The sequence below is a fragment of the Mesorhizobium sp. M1A.T.Ca.IN.004.03.1.1 genome (assembly GCF_003997555.1).
Classification (GTDB): domain Bacteria; phylum Pseudomonadota; class Alphaproteobacteria; order Rhizobiales; family Rhizobiaceae; genus Mesorhizobium.
In genome coordinates this window covers 1-233 of the sequence record NZ_RZTV01001147.1, presented here as the reverse complement: position 1 = coordinate 233, position 233 = coordinate 1, and the positions used below count along the sequence as shown (strand labels likewise).

Annotated in this window: 1 pseudogene; it reads left to right on the top strand. The window is 62.2% G+C overall.

Annotated elements, in window-relative coordinates:
• Positions 1-233, top strand: a pseudogene (locus EOD29_RS35270) (RNA polymerase subunit sigma-70); the annotation flags it as partial.

Sequence of the window (233 nt, the reverse complement as noted above, 5' to 3'; positions counted from 1 at the left end):
GGCTCTACACCCTGACGCTGAACGCCGCCCGCGACCATAGGCGCAAGCTGGCTCGAGAAGAACAGACGTTCCGTGCTTATGCCGCCGAACCGCTGCCCGATGCGCCCAGTAAGAGTGACGATGAGATATCGAGCGAATTGTGGGCGGCCGTGCGCGCTTTGCCGGAAAGACAGTGCGACGCGGTGCTGCTCGTCTATGGCGAAGGCCTCAGCCATTCAGCTGCCGCCGATATT